General features: G+C 70.3%; 19 protein-coding genes and 1 pseudogene. 8 read left to right on the top strand and 12 right to left on the bottom strand.

Annotated features, from left to right (window positions below; translation table 11 throughout):
* Positions 1-19 precede the first annotated feature (19 nt).
* Positions 20-940: a TauD/TfdA family dioxygenase gene (locus ACIHCL_RS35140; RefSeq protein ID WP_399868476.1), complete on the bottom strand. Its 921-nt coding sequence runs from the start codon at positions 938-940 to the stop codon at positions 20-22.
* Between the two features lie 297 nt (positions 941-1237).
* Here ACIHCL_RS35140 and ACIHCL_RS35135 point away from each other — a divergent pair, with 297 nt between their 5' ends.
* Both ACIHCL_RS35135 and panD read left to right on the top strand, forming a co-directional pair.
* On the top strand, positions 1238-2650 hold the full coding sequence (locus tag ACIHCL_RS35135; protein ID WP_399868467.1) for an MFS transporter: 1413 nt from the start codon (positions 1238-1240) through the stop codon (positions 2648-2650).
* A gap of 66 nt (positions 2651-2716) precedes the next feature.
* Complete coding sequence (panD, locus tag ACIHCL_RS35130; protein WP_399868465.1) at positions 2717-3142, top strand: aspartate 1-decarboxylase; 426 nt, start codon at positions 2717-2719, stop codon at positions 3140-3142.
* 80 nt (positions 3143-3222) lie between these two features.
* Here the strand turns inward: panD and ACIHCL_RS35125 are convergent, their stop codons facing one another.
* From ACIHCL_RS35125 to ACIHCL_RS35095, 7 genes and pseudogenes are all read right to left on the bottom strand, one after another.
* Positions 3223-3849 (bottom strand): LuxR C-terminal-related transcriptional regulator, encoded by a 627-nt coding sequence (locus ACIHCL_RS35125; RefSeq protein ID WP_399868463.1) that lies wholly within the window; start codon positions 3847-3849, stop codon positions 3223-3225.
* Between the two features lie 74 nt (positions 3850-3923).
* The gene (locus ACIHCL_RS35120) at positions 3924-4544 is read right to left on the bottom strand and encodes a response regulator transcription factor (protein ID WP_399868459.1); all 621 of its coding nucleotides are present in this window, start codon (positions 4542-4544) and stop codon (positions 3924-3926) included.
* 399 nt (positions 4545-4943) lie between these two features.
* Positions 4944-5966 carry a 2,3-diaminopropionate biosynthesis protein SbnB gene (gene sbnB, locus ACIHCL_RS35115; protein ID WP_399868457.1) on the bottom strand — a complete coding sequence of 341 codons (1023 nt, stop codon included), beginning with the start codon at positions 5964-5966 and terminating at the stop codon, positions 4944-4946.
* Complete coding sequence (gene sbnA, locus ACIHCL_RS35110; RefSeq protein WP_399868455.1) at positions 5960-7111, bottom strand: 2,3-diaminopropionate biosynthesis protein SbnA; 1152 nt, start codon at positions 7109-7111, stop codon at positions 5960-5962. The genes sbnB and sbnA overlap by 7 nt, the downstream gene beginning before the upstream one ends.
* A 32-nt stretch (positions 7112-7143) precedes the next feature.
* A complete protein-coding gene (locus ACIHCL_RS35105) occupies positions 7144-7395 on the bottom strand; it encodes an MbtH family protein (RefSeq protein WP_399868474.1) in 252 nt (83 codons plus the stop codon).
* A gap of 444 nt (positions 7396-7839) precedes the next feature.
* Positions 7840-8547: pseudogene (locus ACIHCL_RS35100) on the bottom strand (Na/Pi symporter); the annotation flags it as partial.
* A complete protein-coding gene (locus tag ACIHCL_RS35095) occupies positions 8511-8798 on the bottom strand; it encodes a hypothetical protein (RefSeq protein WP_399868453.1) in 288 nt (95 codons plus the stop codon). The pseudogene ACIHCL_RS35100 and the gene ACIHCL_RS35095, both read right to left, overlap by 37 nt.
* Before the next feature lie 506 nt (positions 8799-9304).
* Here ACIHCL_RS35095 and ACIHCL_RS35090 point away from each other — a divergent pair.
* Positions 9305-9739: a hypothetical protein gene (locus tag ACIHCL_RS35090; RefSeq protein WP_399868452.1), complete on the top strand. Its 435-nt coding sequence runs from the start codon at positions 9305-9307 to the stop codon at positions 9737-9739.
* Between the two features lie 44 nt (positions 9740-9783).
* On the opposite strand, the gene ACIHCL_RS35085 is transcribed toward ACIHCL_RS35090, so the two are convergent.
* Genes ACIHCL_RS35085 through ACIHCL_RS35075 form a run of 3 tightly spaced genes read right to left on the bottom strand, consistent with a single transcriptional unit; the run spans position 9784 to position 11679 of the window.
* Positions 9784-10197, bottom strand: coding sequence for an arsenate reductase ArsC (locus tag ACIHCL_RS35085; RefSeq protein ID WP_399868450.1), 414 nt, complete (start codon positions 10195-10197; stop codon positions 9784-9786).
* Positions 10190-11299 carry an ACR3 family arsenite efflux transporter gene (gene arsB, locus ACIHCL_RS35080; protein WP_399868448.1) on the bottom strand — a complete coding sequence of 370 codons (1110 nt, stop codon included), beginning with the start codon at positions 11297-11299 and terminating at the stop codon, positions 10190-10192. The genes ACIHCL_RS35085 and arsB overlap by 8 nt, the downstream gene beginning before the upstream one ends.
* Positions 11296-11679, bottom strand: a complete 384-nt coding sequence (locus ACIHCL_RS35075; RefSeq protein ID WP_399868446.1) for an ArsR/SmtB family transcription factor — start codon at positions 11677-11679, stop codon at positions 11296-11298. Before ACIHCL_RS35075 ends, arsB begins: the two co-directional genes overlap by 4 nt.
* Positions 11680-11775: 96 nt before the next feature.
* Here ACIHCL_RS35075 and arsM point away from each other — a divergent pair, with 96 nt between their 5' ends.
* The 3 genes from arsM to ACIHCL_RS35060 all read left to right on the top strand — a co-directional run bounded on the left by arsM (position 11776) and on the right by ACIHCL_RS35060 (position 14273).
* Complete coding sequence (gene arsM, locus ACIHCL_RS35070) at positions 11776-12579, top strand: arsenite methyltransferase (protein ID WP_399868444.1); 804 nt, start codon at positions 11776-11778, stop codon at positions 12577-12579.
* Positions 12580-12894: 315 nt separating this feature from the next.
* Positions 12895-13485 (top strand): telomere-protecting terminal protein Tpg, encoded by a 591-nt coding sequence (tpg, locus tag ACIHCL_RS35065; protein WP_399868442.1) that lies wholly within the window; start codon positions 12895-12897, stop codon positions 13483-13485.
* Positions 13486-13802: 317 nt separating this feature from the next.
* A complete protein-coding gene (locus ACIHCL_RS35060) occupies positions 13803-14273 on the top strand; it encodes a DIP1984 family protein (protein ID WP_399868440.1) in 471 nt (156 codons plus the stop codon).
* A 507-nt stretch (positions 14274-14780) separates the two neighbouring features.
* On the opposite strand, the gene ACIHCL_RS35055 is transcribed toward ACIHCL_RS35060, so the two are convergent.
* Positions 14781-15767 carry an alpha/beta fold hydrolase gene (locus ACIHCL_RS35055; protein WP_399868438.1) on the bottom strand — a complete coding sequence of 329 codons (987 nt, stop codon included), beginning with the start codon at positions 15765-15767 and terminating at the stop codon, positions 14781-14783.
* Between the two features lie 145 nt (positions 15768-15912).
* On the opposite strand from ACIHCL_RS35055, the gene ACIHCL_RS35050 reads away from it, so the two are divergent.
* Both ACIHCL_RS35050 and ACIHCL_RS35045 read left to right on the top strand, forming a co-directional pair.
* The gene (locus ACIHCL_RS35050; RefSeq protein ID WP_399868436.1) at positions 15913-16542 is read left to right on the top strand and encodes a helix-turn-helix domain-containing protein; all 630 of its coding nucleotides are present in this window, start codon (positions 15913-15915) and stop codon (positions 16540-16542) included.
* 233 nt (positions 16543-16775) lie between these two features.
* Positions 16776-17489 carry an alpha/beta fold hydrolase gene (locus ACIHCL_RS35045; RefSeq protein WP_399868434.1) on the top strand — a complete coding sequence of 238 codons (714 nt, stop codon included), beginning with the start codon at positions 16776-16778 and terminating at the stop codon, positions 17487-17489.
* Positions 17490-17772: the final 283 nt, after the last annotated feature.

Here is a 17772-nt window from a genome sequence, read left to right as displayed (position 1 = left end):
TACGGGGGCGGGCGGAGGGTCAGCCCTGCTCGACCGGTCCGCTGGAGGGCTCGGCCATGGCGACGGCGATCTTCCGGGGGCCGGTGAACGGCTCGCGGGCGTGCGCGGCGAGCATGTTGTCCACGACCAGCACGTCCCCCTGCTGCCAGTCGAAGCGGCGTTGTTCGGCGCGGTAGCAGTCCCGCAGATGGGCCACCACCTCGTCCGGCACCGGGGCGCCGTCGCCGTAGTAGGTGTTGGTCGGCAGGTCGGCCTCGTCGTACATCTCCCGCAGCGCGGCGCACAGGTCAGGCCCCAACGTGGTGACATGGAAGAACGTCAGGTGGTTGAACCACACCCGCTCCCCGGTCACCGGGTGGTGGTGCACCGCCTCGCGGCGGGCACGGGTACGCAGGCCCCCGGCGGTCCACTCGGCGGCGACGCCGTTGCGCGCGCAGTACGCCTCGACCTGGGCCCGGTCCTCGGTGTTGAAGGCATGCTGCCACGGGACGCCGAATCCGTCCGTGAAGTTGCGCACCACCATCCAGCCTCGGGCGGCGAACTCTTCCCGTACCCCCGGGTCGATGGCGGCCAGCACCCGCCGGGTGTCGGCGAGCGGGGTGGAGCCGAGAGTGTCGGGCGGGGTCACACAGGAGAAGAACAGCGTCAGCGGCCATGTGGCCTGGTAGGAGTTCTCGTTGTGGAGGAAGATCTCCTCCGACGGCGGGTAGTCGGTCGACGTGTAGACCTGGCCCTTGATGGTGGAGCGGGGCGAGGAGCGCTCGGCGTACGTCAGCGGCTCGCCGCCGATGATGCGCACCGTCTGCTCGAAGCCGTCCACCCCGTCGTAGCCGTAGCCGCGCAGTAGTACGGCGCCGTGCTCGCGCAGCCGGGCGCGGATCTCCGGGCGGGCGGCGGCCAGCTGCTCGGCGGGGGAGCCTTGGCCGGATGCGGCGGTCATCAGATGGGGAAGCGTCTGTCCGGACGCCTGTGGCTCGGCGGCCGTCGGCGCGAACAGCGCTGAAGGGTTCGCAGTCATACCCGCCAGGGTCGGCGCACCCCTCTCCCCCTGGCAGAGAACATCCGGCGAAGTCTTCGGCAGGGCGGGTGCGTACCTTTCTGCGCGTCCTTCCCTGGGGCCGGTCCGCCGATGCCGGGCACGCTGGCGGCACCGTGCGGCCCGGCCGTTCAACCGGCGTGCCGGGAATCTGGTGCGGCTTTCGAGAGGATTCCCCATGTCGGAGTGGAGGACACGTCCATGAGCAGGGTCGCCGACGACGCGGGTGCTGTTGCCGAGCCGCCGCCGCTGCGGCGCAACCGGGACTTCATGCTGCTGTGGAGCGGTTCGGCGGTGGCGATCATCGGCTCCACGGCGTCCACGGTGGCGTATCCGCTGCTGGTCCTCGCGGTGACGGGCTCGCCCTCCGCCGCCGGGCTGGTCGGGTTCGTCGTGCTGCTGCCGGCCCTGCTCTTCCAACTGCCCGCCGGGGTCCTGGTCGACAGCTGGAACCGCAAGCGGGTGATGATGTGGTGCGACGGCCTGCGGGCGGCCGGCGCGGCCAGCGTGGTGCTCGCGCTGCTGGCCGGTGAACTGCGGCTGGCGCATGTGATGGTGGTCGGCTTCGTGGAGGGCACGCTCACGGTGCTCAACGGCCTGGCCTCCACCGCGGCGGTGCCCAATGTGGTGCACCGGAGCCAACTGTCGGCCGCGCTGGCCGGGAACGAGGCGCGCGGCCGGGCCGCCACCATGATCGGGACCCCGCTGGGCGGCATCCTCTTCGGCCTCGGCCGGGCGGTGCCGTTCGTGCTGGAGACCTTCGCCTATCTGGTGTCACTGGCGACGCTGCTGGGCATCCGCAAGGACTTCCAGGCGGCCCGCCCCGGCGAACCGGCACGGGCCAAGGCCGGCCCGGACGGCGACGCGACGGCGGACAGCCGCCGCACCCGGGTGCGGCGGCAGGCGGGCCGGATGGTGGAGGGGCTGACCTGGCTGTGGCGGCGGCCCCTGCTGCGGACCACGGCGCTCCTGGTGGCCGGCAGCAATCTGCTCTTCCGGGCGCTCTTCCTGGTGATGATCGTGCTGCTCGCCGAGGAGGGCGCCCGACCGGCCGCGATCGGCCTGCTGATCGGTGTGGCCGGGGGCTGCGGCATGCTCGGTTCCCTGGTCGCCGGCTGGTTCGGGCGCACCCTCCGGATGAACGCCCTGGTCATCGGCGCCAACTGGGTCTGGGCGCTGCTGATGTGCGTGCTGGCCTTCGGCGGCGGGCTGTGGCCGGCCGCGATCGCCTACACCGCGATGTGGTTCGTCGGGCCCATCTGGAACGTGGCGGTGGGCAGTTACCAGCTGGCCGTCACCCCCGACGAGCTGCGCGGCCGGGTGCTGAGCGCCTCCAGCCTGCTGGCCAACGGTGCCCTGCCGCTGGGCGCGCTGGTCGGTGGCCTGCTGCTGGACGGCTTCGGTGTGCGGGCCGCGGCGGCGGTGCTGGCCGGGTGGATGGTGCTGATGGCGCTGGCCGCCACCCTCGCCCGTCCGGTACGCCGGGCCACCATGACCGTGATCACCGACCCGTCGAGCCCCGCCCCTGCCGAAACCCCGGCAGCCCCGCAGGCCCCGGCCCCTTCCGAAGCCCTGACGCCCTCCGCCCCCGCGACCGACGCCGACCCGCGCTGAGCGGCCGGGCACCCCGCCCGGCCCCCACGTTCCCTTCCCCGTCCGAAAGATGCTGGAGAACACGCCATGTTCCGCACCATGTTCAAGTCCAAGATCCACCGCGCCACCGTCACCCAGGCCGATCTGCACTACGTCGGATCGCTGACGATCGACGAGGACCTGATGGACGCCGCCGATCTGCTCCCCGGTGAGCAGGTCCAGATCGTCGACATCACCAACGGCGCCCGGCTGGAGACCTATGTGATCTCCGGGGAGCGCGGCAGCGGCGTCATCGGCATCAACGGCGCGGCGGCACGGCTGGTGCAGCCGGGCGACCTCGTCATCATCATCTCCTACGCCTCCGTGGCGGACGCCGAGGCCAAGGCGCTCGTGCCCCGCGTCGTCCACGTGGACCAGGACAACCGGCAGGTGTCGCTGACCGGTTCGGACCTTGCCGAGCCGGCGCCGGGCAGCGGCACGGTCCGCGGCGACCTCGTCCGGCCGCGGAACTGAGAACGCGCCGGGCCCGAGGTCTGCCGACCTCGGGCCCGGCGCCCGTCACCCGGAACAGGGCGAAGAACCGTGCGGGCCGGTCAGATCAGACCGGCCCGCACCGCCCGTGCCACCGCATGGGCGCGGTTGCGCACCTGGAGCCGCGCCATCAGTTCGTAGATGACGTTCTTGACGGTGTGCTCCGAGCAGGACAGCGCGCGGGCGATCACCGCGTTGCCGTGGCCCTCGGCGACCAGGGTGAGCACCGCCGTCTGGCGCGGGGTGAGCGGAGCCGCCGCCTGCGGCGTACGGGGGGTGTCGTGGGCGGGCACCACGGGCTCCGGACCGGGCTGCTGCGCGGTGCCCAGCAGACGTACCAGCACCCCGTAGGGCAGCCGGCCGTCGCCGTGGTGCGCGGAGTGCACGGCGGCCACCAGCTGCTCCGGGGTGGCGTCGGCGGTGCGCAGGATGGTCCGGGCGCCCGCCCGAACGGCCCGCAGCACACCGTCCGGAGAGATCAACTGGGCAGCCACCAGAACCCGTTGGCGGTCCGGGGACTCCGGAGCCGGGCAGGACTCCACCGCCTCGTCCACGGTGCGGCCGGCGGCCAGCAGCACCAGCCCGGGATCGGGCCGCGGCCCCTCCGCGAGCGGGATGCCCGCCCCGGTGAGCCGCTGGTGCCAGGACCGGCGCAGGCCGTCGTCGGCGGCACGCACATGGACGCGCACCGGCGCAGGGTCGGCCGAGGGACCGTACGGCGCGCAGGCGCCCGTGACGGCGCGGCCGGGCAGTGTCGTCGGGCTCACAGCAGACCCGCCCGCAGCACGTAGGCGACCGCATGGGCGCGGTTCTTCAGCCGGAACCGCTGGGTGACGTTGTGTAGGACCGTGGTCACCGTCCGCACCGAGTAGCAGAGTTCGTCCGCTATCTCGCTGGTCTCGCGGCCGTCGGCGACCAGCCGCAGCACCGCGCGTTCACGTTCGCTCAGCCCCGCCGCGCCCCAGGCGTCGGCGACGCCCGCGGCGGCGCCCTCCGCGCGGTGCTCCAGGAGTCCGTCCAGCAGGTCGGGCGGCACCGCGCAGTCCCCGCCGGCCGCGGCCAGCACCGCGTGGGCCAGCCTCGGGCCGCTCGTCTCGCGGCGGCGCAGCAGGCCGCGGGCGCCCGTGGCGATGGCATGCAGTGCCTCCATCGGGCCCAGTTCGGTGGCCACCAGGACGACCTCCGGACGGTGCTCGGCGGCCCGGGTGCGGCGCACCAGGTCCAGCACCGGGTCGGCCACCCGGTCGACCACGACCACCGTCACATCCGGCCGCTGCTCCCCGACAGCCGGCCGCACCTCCGCACAGCCGTCCAGGGCGCTCAGGGTGCCGGCCTCCAGCACCGGGTCCAGAGCGACGACGCTCACCCGCACCGGATTCCTCATGGGTCCTCCTCGGTTCGTGCCGACTCTCGCCGGTGACACCGAGCATCGGGACCGCAGCCGCGCGGGACATCGGTACACAGCACCCAGATTTGTGCCGCGCCTCCGGTCCCCGCCCGCCCTCCGGAACCCTCGTCACCGCGCGGCCGGGCGAAGGGCAGGTGCGGTGATGGCCGCTGTCGTCCCCGACCGCCGTCGCCAGTCCGGTCCGGACGGTGCGACCCCCCCCGTGAGCGTTCGACCGCGCACGGGGGGCCGCACCCCGGGAGCTGTGCTGACCTGCCCGGGAGAGATTTTCGGACAGGAGTGGGTAGGAGCTGGCGCAATATGGGGGGCCGATCCCCATACGCCCCCTCGTCCGGCGCTCCACCTGGGGGGGCGCCGGACGAGGGGGCGGTCCGCTCAGGCGGGCTCGGTGACCCGGGGCTCCGGCAGGAAGCCGCTGATCTCGGTGCCGACGCCGGCCGCGCGGGCCTCGCGCAGTACCAGCCCGGCGAGCGCCAGATCCAGCACTCCGAGGCCGAACGGCGAGAACAGCGTGGTGCGTTGCGGGTCGCGGTGTTCCGGATCCTTGCTCCGCAGGAGCTCTCCGAGGGGGCCGTCGATGAAGGAACGGTCACCCACCCGGGTCTCCGCCAAATGTACGGAGGTGGCGGCCCGGCAGACATGGTCGGGGTCGTCCACCACGTTCACCGCGTCCAGGACACCCTCCACCGTGACGTCCCGCAGCGAGACGTGCAGCACCAGGGTGCCGGGCCGACACGCGCGCAGGTCCAGGTGCGGCACGGTGGCCGTGGTCGCCAGGCTCACCAGCCGGTGCGCGCCCAGCGCCGCCTCGGCGCTCTTCGCCACCCGCACCACTCGTCCGTCCCCGCCGAACTCCGAGGCACAGCGTCCACGGAAGTCCTCCGCCCGTCCGGCATCCAGATCGAAGACGGTGATATCGGTCAGCTCGGGCCGTACCACCAGCAGGAAGCGGAGCACCTCGAAGTTGATCACGCCGCAGCCGATCAGCGAGACACCCGTCTCCCGCCCGCCCTCGGGCGGGAGCGCGGCGGCGGCGAGCGCGGCACTGGCCGCGGTGCGCCGGGCGGAGATGGTGGAGCCCTCCACCAGGGCCACCGGCTGGCCGGTGCGCATGGAGTTGACAATGATCGCGGCGGAGGCGCGCTCCAGACCGTCCGCGACATTGCCGGGGAAGGAGGCGATCCACTTCATCCCGGCCAGCGGTTCCGGCCCGCCCAGGTAGGCGGGCAGCCCGATGATCCGGTTGCGGGTGTCGTCGGGGAAACGGAGGAACACCGAGTGCGGCAGCGACGTCTCCTCGTCGGCATGGCGCAGATACGCCTCCCGCACGGCGTCCAGCACCTCCCGCTCCCGGCCGTCCAGAAGCCGCCGGACGTCTCCGTTGCCGAGCGTCAGCACGGTGCCACCCCGATCATCTCGCCGTTCTCGGCCATGTCGGCCACCTCGTCCTTCCACAGATGGGTGACCTCGCCGAACTGAGCCTTCACCCACCCGTCGTCGTAAATCGTGTTCAGATAGCGCTCGCCGCGATCCGGCATCATCAGCACACAGGCGGCGCCGTCCGGAATGCGCCCGCTCAGCCGTTCCAGGGCCGTGGCCACCGCGCCGGAGGAGCCGCCGAGCAGCAGTCCCTCGCGCAGCGCCAGACGGCGGCAGCCCACCAGGCTGTCCAGATCGCTGACGTGCAGCACCTCGTCGGCGAGCCCGCCCCGGTACAGCGGAGGCCGGACCGCCGCGCCATGGCCCGGGATCAGCCTGCGCCCGGTCGGCGGCCGGAAGATGGCACTGCCCTCGGCGTCCACGGTGATCACGTGGGTGCGCAGCCGGTGGTCGCGTATCAGGTCGCCGCAGCCGCGCAGGGTGCCGGAGGAACTGATCGTGCAGAACAGGTAGTCGGGCGCCCGGCCCAGATCCTCCACGATCTCCTGCATGGTGATCCGGTGCGCCCAGGCGTTGCGGGGGTTGGCGTACTGGTTGGGCCAGTACGCCCCGGGCAGCGCGGCGACCAGCTCCCGCACCCGTGCGATCCGCACCGGCTGGAACTCGCCCGTGACCGGGTCGCCTTCGGTGACGGTGTGCACCTCCGCGCCGAGCGCCCGCATGATCGCGATGTTCTGCGGATTGGTGCGCGGGTCCACCACACAGATGAACCGCAGGTCCATGGCGCGGCACGCCTGCGCCATGCCGACGCCGAGGTTTCCGGAACTGGACTCGACCACGGTGCCGCTGCCGGGCACCACCGCACCGGTGGCGACCGCGTGGCTCAGCATGGTGTAGGCGGACCGGTCCTTGATGCTGCCGCCGGGATTGACCGACTCCAGCTTGGCCCAGACCCGGAATCGGGCGCCGGGCAGCAGCCTTGTCAGTTCCACCAGCGGCGTCCCGCCGACGGCGGCCAGCGTCCCGGTGCGGTCCGCGCCGTACGCGGTGGGTGCGGGGCGCGAGAGATCGGTGGCGTCGTGCGGTACGGCTTCCTCGTCCTCGGGCTGGTCCGCCCGCGCCACGAGGGCCGGCCGGTATCGCGGCTGGGAGACGGATTTCATCGCCGGGCTTCCCCTCGGTGTCGGTGGGCGGATCAGGCCGAAACGCTCTGGCGTCCGCCCTGACCGGCCGCCGCGCCGACGGCCTCGCTCTCCATCCGGCGGCGCAGGGAGGCAGGACGCATGTCCGTCCACACCCGGCCGATGTGGTCCAGGCACTCCTGCTTGCTGCCCTCGGTGCCCTCGGCCCGCCAGCCCGCGGGCAGTTCCCGTTCGGCCTGCCAGATCGAGTACTGCTCCTCGTCGTTGAGCACGACGCGGTAGACGCTCTCGGTGTGGTCGGACATCGCCGTCTCTCCTCGGTCGGTGGGGGCGCCGCGGTCGATACCGGCGCCAGAGCGAGCGTGCCTTCCGGCGCCGTCCGGCCGTAGAGACAAACGGGCAGCGGTGACGGCGGCGGCGGGCCGCCGTTCCTTCCCCCGCCTCGGACGCCGGGGGCCACCCGAAGTGGGCCCGCGGGCGCGGGGGAGATCAAGGGCGCCTCCACCGACGTCGAGGTCCAACCCACGCACACCAAGGAGGGGGGTGGTGCGCCCGGCCGGCCCCCGTGGCTGCTTCCGTCGTCGGACGACGTACTCAGAGCACGCCCACCAGCACGATGACCAGGGCGGGCAGACCAGATGCACGAAGGCTGCCTGCAGGCCGATCTTCGCGTCCTGTCCGACGCCTGCGAACGCCGCGAAGACCACCGTGAACGTAGTGACGAGGTTGGAGCCGACGACGACGGGATACACCTGCGCCGGTGTCAGGATGCCTGTTCCGGCGAAGGGGACCAGCACGGACGTGGTGATGGTCGAGGACTGGGTGACGACGGTTACGCCCATGCCCGACGCCATGGCGAGGTAGGCGTTGCGGCCGACGGCCTTGATCAGAATGTCGCGGGCCCTGCCGACCATGAGCAGTTTGAGCAGGCTTCCCAGGTAACGGACGGCGACCAGGATCAGCGCGGCGCCGATCACGATGGTGAACAGCGGACCGAGTGTGCTGCTGATGTGCGAGGTCGCGTGGATCACTCCGTGTTCCACCGGCCTGGTGGCCGCCCGGATGAAGTTGAAGTGGGCCGGGTTCGGCAGCCAGTCCGTGCCGTACAGCGCATGGGCCAACGTCCCGCTGATGTGTTTCAGCGGGTGCCGGATCAGTTCGATCGGGAAGAAGATCAGCAGCGCGAGCCAGTTGTAGAAGTCATGGACGGTCGAGGCGCCCAGCGCCCTGCGGAACTCCGTGCGGTCGCCGATGAAGGTCAGTGCGACCAGGCTCGTTGTCACGGTGGTGCCGACGTTCGCGCCCAGAATGATGGGGATCGCGCCCTGGATGGGCAACGCGCCCGACCCCACGGCGGTGACAGCGATGGCCGTCGTCGTGGTCGACGACTGGATCAGGACCGTGGCGAGAACGCCGACGCTCAGCCCGACCCACGGGTGCGCGGCGAAGGCAAACATGGTTGCGCCGCGTCGCTGCCCAGCCCCGCAAAGCCGCGACTGATGATGCTCACGGCACAGATCAGCAGGTAGATCAGCCCGGCGACACCGCACCAGCCGAGGGCTTTGGTCCATGCGGGGAGCTGGATGGCTCCGGCGCCGCTCTCGGCCGCGGGGGCCGTGAGCGCCGAGCCGCCGGAAGGGGTTCGCCCGGAGACGTCACCCTTTCTGTCGCCTTGGTCCGGTCCGCTGTCGGGTGTGGCTTCCGCCATGGACCAAGGCTACGAGCTCCTGACGAGGGGCGCGCGTGGCTGAGCGCCGTACGTGTGCAACGGACGGCTGGTGCCGTCGGCGACTCCGGTTTCTCCTGGCCCGATGCGCCAGGTGGCCATGGTCGAGCACGCGGCCGGGGCCCTTCGCGGGCCCGGCCGCGTGCTGGAGGGCCCGCAGGATCGTGGAGTCCACCGACACCGCCCAAGCCGGGGTCCGGCTGCGGCCTGGCGGTCGTCCCGGAGCAGCTGGAATGGTCCAGCCGGACCAGTAGCCGCCCTCGGCGCCGAGTTCGCCGAGTCCGCCGAGGATGAGCCGGTGGAGCCCGGCCCGGACGCGGGCCAGGCTCCACCGTGCGAAGCGCCGGTAGGCCGTGGGCCGGGCCGGCCCGAACACCGGCGGCCGACCGCCGCCAGGTACAGCCCGAGGTGGCCACGAAGATGCTCGCTGCCAGATCTCGCGGTCACCCGCCCGCCGCCGCGCGGACGGTGAACGCCGCCGCCAGCGTGTGAAGGGCGCCATCCAGAACGCGGTGCAGAGCGGCACCCCGGTCAGCGTGAGCGGCATCGCCCGGCAGGCCGGCGTCGACCGCACCTTCCTCTACCGCCACCGCGACCTGCTCGCCCTCATCCACGCTGCCGAGCTCCAGCCCTCCGGATCGGACCCCGCGGCCGGGCCCCCGGTCAGCCTGGCCTCGCTGCAGGCCGACCTCGCCAACGCCCATGCCCGCAACACCGGCCTCGTCACCCAGACCCGGCGCCTGGAACGTCGCCTCTCCGAGCTGATGGGCGAGCAGGCGTGGCGGGAATCAGGACTCGGAGCCCCCGTCGACCACGAGGAACTCCAGCGACAGCTTTCTCGGCTGGAGCAGACCAACACCGAGCTGGTGGCGCGGCTGGACGAGCGGGAGGCGGAGCTGGAGGCCGCGCGCGGCCAACCGTGAACTGACGCGGGCCTTGAACCAGAAAGGAACCGCGGACCGGTGGCTCAGGCTCGGGGGAGCAACTCGTCCAGCAGGACCTGTACGCGCTGGCCGATCTCGTCCCGGATCGGCCGCACGGCGTCGAGGTTCTGGCCCGCGGGGTCCTCGAGCTTCCAGTCGAGGTACCGCTTGCCCGGGAAGACGGGGCAAGTGTCCCCGCAGCCCATCGTGATCACCACGTCCGACGTACGCACCGCTTCGACGCTCAGCACCTTGGGGGTCTTTGCGGAGATGTCGATGCCGACCTCGGCCATCGCCGTGACGGCAACCGGGTTCACTGCATCGGCCGGGGCGGAGCCGGCGGACCGGACGTCGACGCGGTCCCCGGCGAGGTGGGCCAGCCAGGCGGCGGCCATCTGGGAGCGGCCTGCATTGTGGACACAGACGAACAGGACCGTGGGCTTGGCGGCTTCAGACACGGGCGGAGCCTTCCGGAGCGGCGGCCGGCGAGACCGCCGGGGCAGGGGAGTCGGGGAAGTAGTGGCGCGCGGAGAGCGCCACGTACACGAGACCGATGAGGACGGGTACTTCGATAAGCGGGCCGACGACTCCGGCGAGGGCCTGACCGCTGGTGGCGCCGTAGGTGGCGATGGCCACCGCGATGGCGAGTTCGAAGTTGTTGCCCGCGGCCGTGAAGGCGAGCGTCGCCGTCTTCGAGTAGTCGAGGCCGACTGCCCTTCCCAGGATCATGGATCCGGCCCACATCAGCACGAAGTACACGAGCAGCGGCAGCGCGATGCGGATGACATCGAAGGGCTGGGAGGTGATGGCGTCGCCCTGGAGGGCGAAGAGTACGACGATGGTGAACAGCAGCCCATACAGGGCGAACGGGCCGATGCGCGGGATGAGCTTCGTCTCGTACCAGGTGCGCCCCTTGGCCTTCTCGCCCAGCTGGCGGGTCAGGAACCCTGCCAGCAGGGGGATGCCGAGGAAGATCAGGACGCTGCGGGCGATCTCCCACACCGAGACGTCCAGGGCGGTCTGCTCCAGGCCGAGCCAGCCGGGCAGCACGGAGAGGTAGAACCAGCTGAGCAGGCTGAACGCGAGGACCTGGAAGACGGAGTTGAGGGCGACCAGGACGGCGGCGGCCTCGCGGTCGCCGCGGGCCAGGTCGTTCCAGATGATGACCATGGCGATGCAGCGGGCCAGCCCGACGATGATCAGGCCGGTGCGGTACTCGGGCAGGTCCGGAAGGAAGATCCAGGCCAGCGCGAACATCAGCGCCGGACCGAGCACCCAGTTCAGCAGCAGCGAAGGGACGAGCAGGCGGCGGTCGCGGGTGATGGTGTCGAGCCGGTCGTAGCGGACCTTGGCGAGCACCGGATACATCATCACGAGCAGGCCGAGCGCGATCGGCAGCGAGACCCCGGTCACGGTGACCTTGGCCAGCGCGTCGCCGAGGCCCGGAACGAGGCGGCCCAGGCCGAGGCCGGCGGCCATCGCGGCCAGGATCCACACCGCCAGGAAGCGGTCCAGGAAGGACAGTCGCGCCGCCACCGGCGCGGTGGTGCTGTCGCTCATGAAGACGTCTCCACGGCAGTGGGCTGCCCGGGGCGGGTGAGGATGCCGGCGAGCCTGTCGGTCGTCTCGGGCAGCAGCCAGTAGTAGACCCAGGTGCCGCGGCGCTCGCAGTCGATGAGCCCGGCCTGCCGGAGCAGCTTGAGATGGTGGGAGATCGTCGGCTGGGAGAGGTTGAACGCGGGGGTGAGGTCGCAGACGCAGATCTCGCCGCCCGCGCGCGAGGCGATCATCGACAGCAGCCGGAGGCGGACGGGGTCACCGAGCGCCTTGAACACCTTGGCCAGCTCGACCGCCTGGTCCTCGTCGAGCGGTGCGGTCAGCAGGGTGGGGCAGCAGCCGCTCTCGTCCTGGCCGAGCACGACCAGCTCTTGTTTCGACATACCTCTATGTTGGCGAACTTCGATCCAGGGCGCAAGGTTGCATTGAGAAACATCGAAACAAGCCGCTCCGATCCCTTCTCGCCCTGGAGGCATGCCATGAGTGATCAGTCCACTCACCTGCGTGAAACCGTCCGCGAACGCTACGCCGCCGCTGCCGTGCAGGTCACCGAGGGCGGCTCGGCCTGTTGCGGACCCCAGGCCGTCGAGGTCGATGACAACTTCGGCTCGACGCTCTACGCGTCCGACGAACGCGACGCCCTCCCTGCCGAGGCGGTCGCCGCTTCCCTCGGCTGCGGAAACCCCACCGCCGTGGCCGACCTCCACGAGGGCGAGCGCGTCCTCGACCTCGGCTCCGGCGGCGGCATCGACGTCCTGCTGTCCGCCCGCCGCGTCGGTCACACCGGCAAGGCGTACGGCCTGGACATGACCGAGGAGATGCTCGCCCTGGCGCTGGCCAACCAGAAGAAGGCGGGCGCCACGAATGTCGAGTTCCTCAAGGGCACCATCGAGGCGATCCCGCTGCCCGCGAACACCATCGACGTCGTCATCTCCAACTGCGTGATCAATCTGTCCACGGACAAGCCGGCGGTCTTCGACGAGATGTTCCGCGTGCTGGCCCCGGGCGGCCGCATCGGCATCTCCGACGTCGTCGCCGACGACTCGCTCACGCCGGCCCAGCGCGCGGAACGCGGCGACTACGTCGGCTGCATCGCAGGCGCCCTCTCCTTCGCCGAGTACCGCCAGGGCCTGGAAGCAGTGGGCTTCACCGACATCGAACTCACCCCGACCCACGCGGTCGCAGACGGCATGCACTCCGCCATCGTCCGCGCCGTCAAGCCCGCCACCGCCACCCGCACCGCCCCCTCTGCCCCCGTGGAAGCGAGCGCCTGCTGCGGCTGACCGGCCCGAAGCCTCGGCGGCCCAGCTGCCGCCGGGGCATCACCTGAACTGGCGATAGCACCACACCTGTTGTGCCTGCTAGCGTGAAATAAACCGGCGCTGAGCTGCATGAAGTCCCACTGGCTGGCCTCGCGCCACATGCTCTGCCGCAGAGAACTCCTGGTCGCCGGGCAGCAGCACTCGGATGGGTACCGGCGCTGGCTCGGGGGCGGAAGACGTCGTCATGCTTCCACCGTACGGACGAACGCTGGCTGGCACCCACCCCAGGCGGACGCCTCCCTCTGTCCACAGGGGTTCCGTGGCCGACTGGCTGGCATGAGCGATCACGAGCAGCAGCAGTCGGTCCCGCGCCGCGGCAAGGTTCTGGAGGCCCTCCCGCGGGCGGAGCGGAAGGTGTTCACCCGACCCGCGCCGAAATCAGCAAAGGCACAGGTGAAATTCCTTCTCACGCGGGCCAAGGGCTCGACCAAGGCCCTGGCGGAGCGCCTGGGCGTCTCGCGCCGGGCGGTGGAGCGCTACCGCGCCGGGACGCTGACGACCCCGCAGAAGCGCCTCCAGGCCGCCCTGGTGGAGGAGACCGAATCCGAGTGGCAACCGCAGGTCAGAGCACAGGCGCGGGAGCAGGCGGCCACCTCCAGCGGGATGATGGTGGAGGTGACGGCTTACTTCGGATTCACCTGCACGGGCAGCTCGGACGACGGCCGCGAGCGCAGCATCACCACGGCGATCTCGCCCACCTACGCGAAGCAGATCCTCGAACTCCAGGAGGCCGGTGCGACGGAGGAAGACCTGCATCCGATCGTTACGGAGGCCATCACCGAGTCGTATTTCACGGAATGGGGAACCCGCGCCGCTGGCCTGCGCGCGGATTTCACACACGTATCTCAAATAGAGTTCCGGTTCTGACCCGGCCGAATTCCAGACCTGCTAGAAACGTATCCGTGAGCCGACGCACGGTAGTTGTCACATAGGCACGCTTGTTGTCACTGGCGTAGTGGAGTACGTGCGGTGCGACTGTTCGGCATCTGTCCTGTCGCGCTGAAGCTGTCGGATTCCCACTCGTTCTCGTTCGTACTGTCGGGTTCTTCTTCGTGGCGCTCTGAGCGGCTGTCCGGTCTCACTCCAGTGGCTGATCAGGGCTCCAGCGGATCAAAATCCAGGTGTGTACGAGCTGGTTCGCACTCGTATACTCGTGCCGGCTCATGGAGGGGGAAGCGGAGACAGTGAAGCTGGCTGAGGCACTGGCAGAACGTGTGGAAGCGACGCGTCGTGTAGAACAGCTGCGAGCGCGCGTCGTCGACAGTGCGCGATACCAGGAAGGGGAGACACCCGCCGAGGATGCGGCCCAGTTGTTGGCCGAGGCCGGTGAGGTGCTGGGCGCTCTGGAAACGTTGATCCGGCGGATCAACCGGACCAATGCCACCGTGGAGATGGGCCCGGACGGCACGCTCACCGATGCCCTCGCACGCCGGGATGTCCTGCGGTTGCGTCACTCTGTGGTCACCGCGGCGGCGGACGCGGCGGCAGGCAAGGGTGAGCGGGGATACGGCCGGCAGCTTCGGTCCGAGCTGATGATGCTCTCCGCGCTTCCGGTCGCCGAACTGCGTGGTCAGGCTGATGCACTCGCCCGGGAGATCCGCGAGGTCGATGTGCGGATCCAACGTGCGAACTGGGAGGTCGACCTGCTGGACTGAGTAGTCCAGCAAGCTGGAACGATGTGGAGCAGGTAGCAGCTTCGGAGGCGTGCACACACCGAGGGCTGGCGGATTTCCAGCCCACTCCTGGCGCGTGAAGAGCAACGCGGGGGTTCGACTCCCCATCAACAGCGCAGCTCAGCACCGTGTACAGGTAATGGTGCACATCGCACAGCACATCACCACGTGCAGATCCGAGGCGGCGAGGGCGGGTTCGGGGCTTTCCACATCGCAGCGCCCTGGAGAACGGCGATCTCTGGCGGATACCGTTGGCGATCTCGGCGGCGCTCCTGCATCTATCGCGACCGAGACTTCCGCGAAAGCCAGGTCGCTTGAGAACGTTGGCCGCCAGCGGTCTCAAACGACCTGGCAACAGTGCAGGTCAGCAGCCCACCACATGTCAGACGCGGTGCGACGGGACAGGCATCACCGAGCAGACCGGCATGCGCAACCTCGGCGCGGCCCACCCGAAACGCACCGCCAAGCTGCCCAGGTAGCCCGCCTGGTTCAGCTCTGAATCGTGGCGAGCCAGTCGGTCAGCAGGCTGTTGACCTCGTCGGGGCGTTCCTGCTGGATCCAGTGGCCGCAGCCTTCCAGGAGGTAGGAGGCCGACAGGCGGGGGAGGGTGGTGGGGTAGGCGTCGATGGCGTCGGACATCCAGGTGGTGGAGGCGTCCAGGGCGCCGCCGATGAACAGGGATGGCTGCTTGATCGGGGCTCCGCGGTGCGGGGCGAGGTCTTCCCAGTCGCGGTCCATGTTGCGGTAGCGGTTGAGGGCGCCGGTCAGGCCGGTGCGCTCGAACTCCCCGGCGTAGACGTCGAGGTCCTCCTCGCTCAACCATGCCGGGAGCGGGCCGGCGGGGAAACGGTCGCGCAGCTGGCAGCCCGGGGCGACGAAGTGCGGGTCGGGCTCGCCCTCGGCTGGCATGGTGTCGGCGGACAGGGCGGCGTAGAAGCCTGCGAGCCAGCTCCGGACGTCGGGCTCGATCTCCGCCTCGGTGCGGCCGGGCTCCTGGAAGTAGGAGACGTAGAACTCCTGCTCGGGGCCGCCGATCTGGCCGAAGATGTCGGTGGGGCGGGGGCCGCCGGGCGGCGCGTACGGGACGCTCAGCAAGCCGACCGCGCGGAAGACTCCGGGGTGGAGCAGGGCGGAGGCGGCGGCGATGTTGGAGCCCCAGTCGTGGCCGACGATCACCGCGCTCTCCTCGCCGAGGGCGCGCACGACGGCGACGTTGTCCTCCACCAGGTCGAGCATTCGGTAGGCGTCGGTCGCGGCGGGCTTGGAGGAGCGGCCGTAGCCGCGCACGTCGATCGCCACTGCCCGGTACCCGGCCGCGGCGAGGGCCGGGAGCTGGCGGCGCCAGGAGTACCAGGACTCGGGGAAGCCGTGCACGAGCAGGACCAACGGGCCGGTGCCCTGCTCTACCAGGTGCAGGCGACCGGCAGGGGCATCGACGGTGCGGTGGCGGTGTGCGGCGGTCGGCTCGGATCGCATGGGGGACTTCTCCTCGGTATGCGGGCGGCTGGCGGGAACCCATCGATCATGCGGCGCTGCGGCCACTCGGCGCGATCAGCGTTGCCATTCTGGCAAGGTTGCAGGACAGGGCGGTGAAGCGGCACGGCGGGAAGGAACGGGGACGGTGGCAGGTGACGACGTGGCCCAGACGCTGGCGGCGATGGGGCCGCGGCTGCGGGTTGTGCGCGAGCGCCGTGGCGTCACACTCGCCGATGTCAGCTGTGCGACCGGCATCTCGCCCAGTACGCTGTCGCGGATCGAGACCGGCCGACGCAAGCCCACCCTGGAGGTGGTGCTGCAGCTGGCGAAGGAATACGGAGTCGCCCTGGACGACCTGGTCGGCACCGCACCCGCCCCTGCGGCCGAGCCCCGCAGCACGGCGCCGCACAGCTTCGGCGACGACAAGGCAGTGTTGCCGCTGACCCGGTACGTCGGCGGCCTGCACGCCCACAAGCACGTCCTGCCTGCCGTCGCGGAGCCGCCTGGGCGGCCCCGACAGGTGTCCCACGAGGGCTACGAGTGGCTGTGCGTCATGTACGGGCGGTTGTGGCTCGCACTCGGCAGCCAGGACCTCGTCCTGACTGCCGGGGACGTCGTCGAGTTCGACACCCGCATCCCCCACGGAGTCGCGAATGCCGGATCCGCCGGACCGGTCGAGTATCTGATCATGTTCGGGCCTCAAGGAGAACGTCTACGGCTGCGCACCCCTCCAGCCGCTGGTCGCGGGACTGGTGACAGAAAGGCTGCTGAATGAGCAGTTGTGACAAGCCGCGTGCCTCGTCGGTGACAACCACGCTGCTTCGTTCGGTCTCATTCGCCACGTCATCCGGCTCTGCCGGTGACAACTACTGAGCTTCGGCTCACATCTGAGCCGAAGCGCGATAGTTGTCACAAAAGCAGGGTTGTTGTCACCACCGCTGGCAGAAGTCGGTTCGGCCGTTGGTGAACGGTGCTTCTGCGGCGCGGGCGCCCCGATATTTTTCCGGCATGGCTGATCATCATGCGATTCACGTTGGGGGCGTCCGGCTGGCCTATCAGACCTCGGGACCGTCGGACGCTCCGCCGCTCGTCATGTTGCACGCGCTGGGCGAGGATGCCACGGACTGGGACATCGTGGCACCTGTCTTTGCCCGCAGTTGGCGTGTCTATGCTCTCGATCTTCGCGGTCACGGCCGGAGTGATTGGCCAGGGGAGTACTCGCTGCAACTCATGCGGGACGACGTGCTCGGATTTCTGGATGCACTGGCACTTGACCGGGTGGATCTGGTGGGGCACTCGTTGGGAGGGATCGTTGCCTATCTGCTTGCTGAGGACTGTCCGCAGCGTGTGGACCGGCTCGTCTTGGAGGACGTTCCAATCCCACGCCCTCGGGAACAGACCACTCCGACCAGGCCGGATGGGAAGCTGACGTTCGACTGGGAAATGGTGTTGGCCATCAGGCGGCAAGTCGACACGCCAGATGCGGAATGGCTGCAGCGCCTCAGCAAGATCACCGCCAAGACCCTTGTCGTGGCTGGCGGGCCACGCAGTCACGTGCCCCAGGACGGCATCGTCGAGTTGGCCCGTCGTGTTCCTCACGGGCGAGTCGTCACCATTCCGGCCGGGCACTTGATCCACAAATCCCAACCGATGGAGTTCGCGGAGGCCGTTCTGGCGTTCCTGCAGTCGGAGGAGGAACCCTGCCCTGCACTGGAAGCATGAGATTCAGCAGCCGCCGGCTTGTTGCCACCTGCGGAACTGCGGGCCGCTGTCGGTCGCCTTGGCCAGTTGCTCGGCGTGGGCGTCGAGTAGCGGCTTGAGGGCTCGGTAGTAGGGGAGGCCGTCCCGTGTGTCAGTTTGCCTGAGCCAGTGGCAGACGTTGTGCCGCTGCCGGCTCCAGACGGCGCGCAGTGTGAGTGGGCGCGTTGGTGGCGTTGGGTGGGTGTCAGCGGGACAGGGTGCTGGATGCCTGGTCATGGGGATAGTTGGGACAGGGCCTGCTGTC

Source organism: Streptomyces sp. NPDC052042, assembly GCF_044548345.1.
Classification (GTDB): domain Bacteria; phylum Actinomycetota; class Actinomycetes; order Streptomycetales; family Streptomycetaceae; genus Streptomyces.
This window is presented reverse-complemented; position numbering and strand designations above follow the sequence as displayed.